The 7,762-nt window shown below is 39.8% G+C and carries 8 protein-coding genes and 1 tRNA gene; 2 read left to right on the top strand and 7 right to left on the bottom strand.

The genetic code is table 11. The annotated features are described in order from the left end of the window. Positions 1–169: 169 nt before the first annotated feature. From hemG to DPV81_RS09270, 3 genes are read right to left on the bottom strand one after another with little or no spacing between them, the layout of a single operon-like run. Complete coding sequence (gene hemG / locus DPV81_RS09280; RefSeq protein ID WP_111388074.1) at positions 170–676, bottom strand: menaquinone-dependent protoporphyrinogen IX dehydrogenase; 507 nt, start codon at positions 674–676, stop codon at positions 170–172. After that, entirely contained in the window at positions 676–2,139 is a 1,464-nt protein-coding gene (locus tag DPV81_RS09275) for a TrkH family potassium uptake protein (RefSeq protein WP_165818979.1), read from the bottom strand. The genes hemG and DPV81_RS09275 overlap by 1 nt, the downstream gene beginning before the upstream one ends. Before the next feature lie 10 nt (positions 2,140–2,149). Then, complete coding sequence (locus DPV81_RS09270) at positions 2,150–2,761, bottom strand: YigZ family protein (protein ID WP_111388071.1); 612 nt, start codon at positions 2,759–2,761, stop codon at positions 2,150–2,152. A gap of 116 nt (positions 2,762–2,877) precedes the next feature. On the opposite strand from DPV81_RS09270, the gene tusA reads away from it, so the two are divergent. Further along, the gene (tusA, locus tag DPV81_RS09265) at positions 2,878–3,117 is read left to right on the top strand and encodes a sulfurtransferase TusA (protein ID WP_005697464.1); all 240 of its coding nucleotides are present in this window, start codon (positions 2,878–2,880) and stop codon (positions 3,115–3,117) included. 28 nt (positions 3,118–3,145) lie between these two features. Here the strand turns inward: tusA and DPV81_RS09260 are convergent, their stop codons facing one another. Genes DPV81_RS09260 through selA form a run of 3 tightly spaced genes read right to left on the bottom strand, consistent with a single transcriptional unit; the run spans position 3,146 to position 7,294 of the window. Beyond that, a complete protein-coding gene (locus DPV81_RS09260) occupies positions 3,146–4,048 on the bottom strand; it encodes an RsiV family protein (protein WP_111388069.1) in 903 nt (300 codons plus the stop codon). A gap of 7 nt (positions 4,049–4,055) precedes the next feature. Then, positions 4,056–5,915 carry a selenocysteine-specific translation elongation factor gene (selB, locus tag DPV81_RS09255; protein WP_111388068.1) on the bottom strand — a complete coding sequence of 620 codons (1,860 nt, stop codon included), beginning with the start codon at positions 5,913–5,915 and terminating at the stop codon, positions 4,056–4,058. Further along, complete coding sequence (gene selA / locus DPV81_RS09250; RefSeq protein ID WP_111388066.1) at positions 5,912–7,294, bottom strand: L-seryl-tRNA(Sec) selenium transferase; 1,383 nt, start codon at positions 7,292–7,294, stop codon at positions 5,912–5,914. The genes selB and selA overlap by 4 nt, the downstream gene beginning before the upstream one ends. Before the next feature lie 72 nt (positions 7,295–7,366). On the opposite strand from selA, the gene DPV81_RS09245 reads away from it, so the two are divergent. After that, positions 7,367–7,461: transfer RNA gene (locus tag DPV81_RS09245), tRNA-Sec, on the top strand. Between the two features lie 149 nt (positions 7,462–7,610). On the opposite strand, the gene DPV81_RS09240 is transcribed toward DPV81_RS09245, so the two are convergent. After that, positions 7,611–7,762: EF-Tu C-terminal domain-related protein (locus DPV81_RS09240; RefSeq protein ID WP_521684505.1), on the bottom strand; the 152-nt coding region annotated here is incomplete at its 5' end.

Here is a 7,762-nt window from a genome sequence, read left to right as displayed (position 1 = left end):
GACGCACTGGTTTTCTTAAGAGTCACAACAGCGCGTCGTTGTGTGGGGCGTATTATAGGCATTTCAGATGCCTTTGCAAGATCTTTTTGTAAAAAAATGTAAATTTTTTCTTAGTTGAAGATCTTTTAATCAAATAGTCTAAAAAACACTATTTTTATGGTGTTTTATTCTACGAATTCAGGCTTTCTGCAAATGTCTTTACTTTTCCCCAATCGGTATATTCAATTTCTTTGGTTGTATCCGTTTCACCACCTGTAATTTTCATAATCAATTGGATCATGATACGATCAATCCATTTATAACGTGGATATAGCAATGCACCTGCAAATACGCCAACTTTTGCTGGAGTCCATTTTATGCGTTGAAGGAACTTACGCACATAGACATTTCCCTCTGGTGTATCTTTTCCTTCTTTTCTCGCTGTCAAATTTACGCCAAAAAAGACCGCACTTTTTGCATTCAGCAATTCATGATGGCGTTCCACAAAATGGTATAACTGTTTATTAAAATGACCATAACGAATAGATGCCCCAATAATCACCCGATCAAAAAATGGGAGATCCAGTTCCTCCGTTAACGGTGAAACCACCACTTCTCCTTCAAGATACCTAGCCATAAATTCAGCAATCTTTTTTGTTTGCCCATCGTGGCTTGAATATAAAATTAATGTTTTCATTATTCCTTCCAAAATGCCGGTGTGAAGAGCGCCAATAGTGTGAAGATTTCTAAACGTCCGCACACCATCGCAATAGTCAGTATCCATTTAGCGCTATCTGGCATCGCTGTCATATTACTGCTTACTGAACCTAAGCCTGGTCCAAGGTTATTAATACTTGCCAACACTGCATTAAAGGCATCAAAAGGTGCAACACCACAGGCAATCACACTTAATAAACAAATAGTGAATACCAATAGATATGCAGAGAAAAAGGCCCAAATACTTCCAATCACACGTTCATCAAGGACATTTTTGCCCCATTTAATTGGATACACTAAATTTGGGTGAACAAATCGCTTCAGCTCTCTCGCACCTTGAAGGTATAACACTAAAATCCGTGCAACACGCAAACCGCCACCAACTGAGCCCGCACAGCCCCCAATAAAAGAAGCAATAATTAATAACATTGGCACAAAAGAAGGCCACTCAGCGAAATTTGATGTGGTGTAACCTGTTGTTGTTGAGATCGATACCGCTTGGAATACGACTTGCTCAAAATCTTGCCATGAGGAGTCAAAATATTGATGGCTTATCATCACCAATGTACAAACCACGATAAGCAAAATTTGAATACTCATAAAGAAGCGGAATTCTGGATCTTTTGTATAAATCTTCAAAATATTTTCTCGTCCTAAGGTCGAAAATGCTCTGAAGTGCAATGCGAAGTTGCAAGCCGAAATCCACAAGAAAATGACCGTGATAAAATTAATCGCCGAACTATTAAAATAGCCGATACTAGCATCATGAGTAGAAAAGCCGCCAATAGACACGGTTGAGAAACTATGTGTAATCGCATCAAATGGTGTCATACCCGCTAGCCAGTAAGCCAAAGCACAAGACATGGTTAAAAAGAAATAAACAAACCACAATGCCTTTGCCGTTTCCGCTATCCGTGGCTGAATTTTCTGATCTTTCATTGGGCCTGACATTTCTGCACGGTATAACTGCATTCCGCCAATACCTAATAAAGGAATAATCGCAATCGCAAGTACGATGATCCCCATCCCGCCTAACCATTGTAGGAATTGACGATAAAACAGAATGGCTTTCGGTAAATTATCTAATCCTGTCATGACGGTGGCACCCGTGGTTGTTAGCCCAGAAAATGCTTCAAACACGGCGGAAGCCACTGTTAAATGAGGTGAATCAAATAATAGCAATGGCAAGGTTGCTAGACCGCCCAAAACGAACCAAAATGCCACCACAATTAAGAAACCATCACGAGACCGCAATTCTTGTTTATGGTGATGACAAGGCCACCAAAGCAACATGCCCACGGTTAAGCTTAATGCAAAAGCCTGCATAAACGCTTTACCGCCGCCATCGCCATAAATAAGCGCCACAAAGGCTGGAATCAGCATCGTGCCGGAAAAACACATGATCAAAATGCCGATAATCCGAATAATGGATAAAATATGCACAATATCTCGCTTAATTCATTTCTTCTAATTTCAACGTTCCTGCCGAACGCTCAATTAATGCTTGTTCAAAAGGTTTAATTTGATCTTCACTAATGCCTAACTGCAATGTAATCTGCACTTGAAAATCTTGCTGATAAATTTCAATTTGATGCTGTTCACATAAAATTTGGAGCCAATTTAATTGTGCATAATCACAATGAACTTGGAATAACTGACGTTCGACTTTTCGTTCAGTTTCTAATAATTTTAAAGCTTGCTGCACACCATTTCCATAAGCACGAACTAAACCGCCAGTGCCTAATAAAATGCCGCCATAATAACGAACAACAACGGCACTGATTTCACCAACTTGGCTACCTTGTAAAGCCGACAGCATCGGTTTCCCTGCAGTACCTGCCGGTTCACCGTCATCAGAAAAGCCTAATTGCTGCGAATCTGTTGGCTTGCCGGCCACTGCTGCCCAACAATGATGACGAGCATTAGGATGCTGGGATTTAATTTCTATCCAAAAAGCTTTGGCTTGTTCAAGTCCTTCCGTATGTTGCAAATACGTGATAAATCGACTTTTCTTAATTTCTTCTTCAAAAACGACCGCACTTTTGGGGATAAGGTATTCAGCCATGGAATCATTATTCAAGTAAACTTGTTGCGTAGTTTATCATTGATAGCGGATTTATCGAAATTTCCCCATAATTATTGTATTATGTAGCTCAATTTCAATAAAACTAATGAATAACCATGACTGAAATTACTGTCGATAAAACCCTTGATACCGTTGGTTTACGTTGTCCTGAACCTGTGATGCTCGTGAGAAAAAACATTCGCCACATGAATGAAGGTGAAGTATTGCTTATTTTAGCGGACGATCCTGCCACTACTCGCGATATTCCCAGCTTCTGCCAATTTATGGAACATACCCTTTTAGCGAGTGAAACCCAAGACACACCTTTCAAATACTGGGTGAAAAAAGGTCAATAAAAATGCGGTCAATACTGACCGCACTTTGTTATTCGACAGTATTACTCGAAATGGGATAATACTGTTTCTGAAGAAATTCAGGCTTCAATAAAGCAGAGGCATTCCACCACTCAATCACCAGCTCCTGTGGTCCTTCTGCATAAGACGCAATTTCATACACGTTATATACAAAATGAATTCCATCATGATCTAAATAGAAATTGTCGGTCACCTCAAAAGCATCTTTTGATGTAAATGCTTCCTCATCTTTTACCTCGCCGTATCGAGTGTAACGTTCCCAAAGCAACTCTTTTAATTTAGCTTGCTGGTTTGGTTTAAAAACATCATCAAATGAAAGTAGTTTTTTCGTTTCTAAATCAACATTAATATAATGGTAGCCACCAACTCCATGAGCCCCACCACCATAGCTGTAATAGTTTATTAAAAATACAGCAAGCTTACCTCTTTGATGATTAAATGCTAAATCTAAGGTTTCATCAATCCCCATTATCGGAGATTCCAACATTTCTTTTTTAGCTTCATCATATGCTTTTTGGTAATCTGCAACTAGCTGCTCACGGCTTCTTGGTTTACCATCAGCATTTTTTGAAATTTGCTCTAAAAGTAGTGTATCTAACCACTCAATATTCGTTTTTAGTGTAGAAATACTGTAATGAAGTTTACCTTCAGTAGGGACATATTCATCTTCTTTGGTCGATTTAGGGTATTTGATGGTTTCCTCTTTATCAAAAATCACATCATCTTGAGCAATAATTGCCGGAATAACCTTCTCAGCCTTCTCTTTTTCAGCTTTTAATTGCGTATTTTCTACCGTCAGTTGCGCAATTGTCTGTGTTTGTTGCTCAATCGTTGCTTTCGCTTCTTTATCTTCGCAACCTGTTACCGTAAAAAGTGCGGTTAAAATTAAGGCTGAAATGAATGTCTTTTTCATGTATTACCTATAAATCAAATGTGTCTTTATCACGTAGAATATGATCATTGCCTTTACGGCGTAAAAAGCCGGTACGGTCAAAATATTCCATCAATTGCACTGTCAGTTTTCGACCAAAATTAAGCTTATCACGTAATTCATTTACGGCAACTTTACCTTCTTCGCCTGCCATTTCCTTAATTAAGCGAGCATAAGCATAAATGCTCTCTGTCAGGAAAAAACGATCTTTTACGATTGGCGTGAGGTAACCTAGCTTACCCGCTTTATACATAAAGTTACGCATAGCACTTTCATCTTGCGCCAACGCCGTTGCCATATCACGCACCCAAATGGCTTGTCCATGTGCCTTTTCAAATTCTGCTAACACTGCTTGCCATAAGCTTTGCTCTTCGGCTGAAAATTGAATTTTGTGTGAAGGCAAATGTAGCCAGCCACGAGTCTGCTGCAATTGGCCTTCATCAAGCATTTCTTCAATAAAATGATAAATCAGATTTTCTGGTTGGTTTAAAGTCGCAATACGGTATAAACGGGCTTTACTCAAACCTAGTTGATCATTATGTTGCTCATGATAGGTAGCAAGTGCGGTCAAAATTTGCTGCGTTTTTTCACGTTGATAATCACGATTAAAACACCAATTTTGGAAACGAATATCACCGTTTTCAGCCAACGCTTTTGCCAGTTGATTTTCAGTTAGCTGCTCACTCCACATTAGCGCTTGAGCTGAAACCGCCTCTTTTTGTAAGGTCAATCCGATGCGTTGTGTGGCGGTTTTAGCCTGATTAAGTTTAGCTAAGAACGCTAGACGAGCCTCTGTACGCTTATAACGTTTTGGTGAATGAATTTCGAGTACCTTGGCGCCACCAATTAATACTTTTGCATCGCCACTACGTAAAATTAATTTATCCCCAAAGGCCAAAAATAATGGCTGCTCTAAAATGACTTCCGACAAAGTGCGGTCATTTTTCATTGCATTTTTGCTTTCAAGCAAGGTAAGCTTACCTGTTGTACGGCTTGCTGCATGATAAATGTGCACAGGCTGACTATCTTTCAAATTCACTTCAGGCGTAATTTCAATGGTAATACGATCAGTTGGATCAAGTGGTTCTGAGGCTAACAACCAATCGCCACGCTGCATTGGAATACGATCTAAATCGACATTTAAATTGAGCGCTAAGCGTTGACCAGCCAAGCCTTTCTCACTCGGTGTATTTTGAGCATGGATATTTTTAACACGAACCTTTTGTCCTGTTGAAAGGAAAAGTTCGTCATCAATAGATACTGAGCCTGCAAATGCTGTGCCTGTTACTACAGTCCCCGCCCCTTTCACGCTAAAGACACGGTCGATAGCATAACGAAATGGTTTATTTATTTCAGCTAATTCAGGTAAATTGGCTAAATAATCGCGTAACGCATCAATGCCTAAGCCTGTTTGTGCCGATGTAATAAAATAATGAGATTGAGCTAAGAATGGATAATCCGTCTGAATTTGTGTTTTTAGTGCCTCAATTTGATCATCTGTCGCTCGGTCAGCCTTGGTAATCACGACCATGATTTCAGTAAATTGAAGCAGACGTAAAATCGCTAAATGTTCTTTAGTTTGTGCGGCAATCCCTTCATCTGCAGCAACTATAAGCATGGCATAATGCACGCCTCCAAGCCCTGCCAACATATTAGCGAGAAACTTTTCATGGCCAGGCACATCAATAAACCCGAGTACTTTCTCTTTTAAAGGCAAATAGGCATAGCCTAAATCAATGGTCATGCCACGTTTTTTTTCTTCCGGCAAATGGGCGGTATTCGTACCTGTCAGTGCTTTTAAAAGGGCTGTTTTACCATGATCGACGTGCCCTGATGTTACTATGATCATAATTTTTCCACCGTATCTAATAATGCCTTGAAGTCAGCCAGGCTACGTAAATCTAACCAAATCTTTCCTTTCTCAACACGACCAATTATCGGCTGTTCTAACGCTTTGAATATTGCTAAAAGTGCGGTCAATTTTGCCTCTGTTTTTTCAGCTATCGTTATTGCAATAGAAGGAATCGTCGCCATCGGTTGAGATCCACTCCCAATCTGAGCAAAACTTTCTTCAATCTCAACCTGGTAATCTTTTAAGCGGTTTGCTAAACAGACTTTAAGTTGTTCGGCTTTTTCTTTTAATACATCCATCGATTGGGTGAGTAAATGTAAAGTTGGCAACGTTTCAGTGAGTTTTTCGGGTTGGAGATAAAGGCGTAATGTTGCCTCAAGCCCGGCTAAAATCACTTTATCACAACGCAACACGCGCTTTAATGGGTGAGCTTGTAACTGAGCAATCCACTCTTTTTTACCAACAATAATGCCAGCTTGTGTTCCGCCCAATAATTTATCGCCCGAGAATGACACTAAGTTTACGCCTTGTGCAACTTTTTCTTGTACCGTCGGCTCATTCGGTAAATGATATTGGCTTAAATCAATCAATGCACCACTACCAAGATCCGTAATAACAGGAATATCAAATTCTCGTCCTAGCTCAACTAACTCTTGCTCTGAAACCGAAGCGGTAAATCCACTAATATGATAATTACTGCAATGTACCTTCATTAAGAAAGCGGTATTTTCGTTGATTGCTTGACGATAATCTTTTAAATGTGTGCGGTTAGTTGTCCCAACTTCAACAAGTTTACAGCCTGCTTGAGCCATAATATCAGGGATGCGAAATGCGCCACCGATTTCAATTAACTCACCACGAGAAATAATCACTTCTTTATCTTTTGCAAAAGTAGCTAACATTAAGAGTACAGCTGCAGCATTATTATTCACAATACATGCAGCTTCTGCACCTGTGAGTTGTGCAAGTAGTTCACTAATATAATTATCCCGATGACTGCGTTTGCTTTCTTCCAAATCATATTCCAGCGCAACGTTACCTTTCATCGCATGAAGTGCCGCCAGTTGTGCACTTTCAGCCCATAATGCTCGCCCTAAATTTGTATGTAATACCGTACCCGTTAAATTATGAACTGATTTAATTTGTACATGATTTTGTTGAGTCAATCGCTCTTGTAAATAATGCAATGTACTCATATGATCGGCAAAAAAGTGCGGTAAATTCTGATGCTGTTTAATAAACTCGCGCCCTTCGGACAATAATTGGCGCAATTCACGCACGACAGCTGAATGACCAAATTCAGTTAAAAGCATTTCACCTTCTGGGGTTTTTAAAAATTTATCTACCGAAGGAAGTTGTTGAAAAAGTGCGGTCATTTTTAATTCCTATTTCAAAATGGCGTTGAATTGCGAACTAATTTACGCTAAAGTAACCGCAATTTCAATAACGGAAGGTCGTCATCTCCGGTGAGGTGGCAGGACTTCAAATCCTGTTGGGGACGCCAGCGTTCCCGGGTGGGTTCAACTCCCATGACCTTCCGCCACTCTTTTCTTCCAAAGAATATTTCTCTCTCCCTAACATTCACATGTTTAATTTGAACTTTCATTATAATTTCACTGAATTTTAGGCAAACAAAAAGGCGTATCTTTCGATACGCCTTCTTTATCTAACTTGTTACAGTTAATACATCAATTATTTGATGATTTTCGCAACAACACCAGCACCTACTGTACGGCCACCTTCACGGATTGCGAAACGTAAACCTTGGTCCATCGCGATTGGGTGGATTAAGCTTACCGTCATTTTGATGTTATCACCAGGCATTACCATTTCCACGCCTTCTG

The organism is Haemophilus parainfluenzae (genome assembly GCF_003252795.1).
GTDB lineage: Bacteria > Pseudomonadota > Gammaproteobacteria > Enterobacterales > Pasteurellaceae > Haemophilus_D > Haemophilus_D parainfluenzae_K.
Note: the sequence above shows the minus strand (reverse complement) of the source record. Positions and strands in the feature narration are given on the sequence as shown.

Excerpts from the sequence above, each read along its gene's own strand:
- hemG (WP_111388074.1), bottom strand. The coding sequence starts at position 676 with ATGAAAACATTAATTTTATATTCAAGCCACGATGGGCAAACAAAAAAG.
- DPV81_RS09270 (WP_111388071.1), bottom strand. The coding sequence starts at position 2,761 with ATGGCTGAATACCTTATCCCCAAAAGTGCGGTCGTTTTTGAAGAAGAA.
- tusA (WP_005697464.1), top strand. The coding sequence starts at position 2,878 with ATGACTGAAATTACTGTCGATAAAACCCTTGATACCGTTGGTTTACGT.
- DPV81_RS09260 (WP_111388069.1), bottom strand. The coding sequence starts at position 4,048 with ATGAAAAAGACATTCATTTCAGCCTTAATTTTAACCGCACTTTTTACG.
- selB (WP_111388068.1), bottom strand. The coding sequence starts at position 5,915 with ATGATCATAGTAACATCAGGGCACGTCGATCATGGTAAAACAGCCCTT.
- selA (WP_111388066.1), bottom strand. The coding sequence starts at position 7,294 with ATGACCGCACTTTTTCAACAACTTCCTTCGGTAGATAAATTTTTAAAA.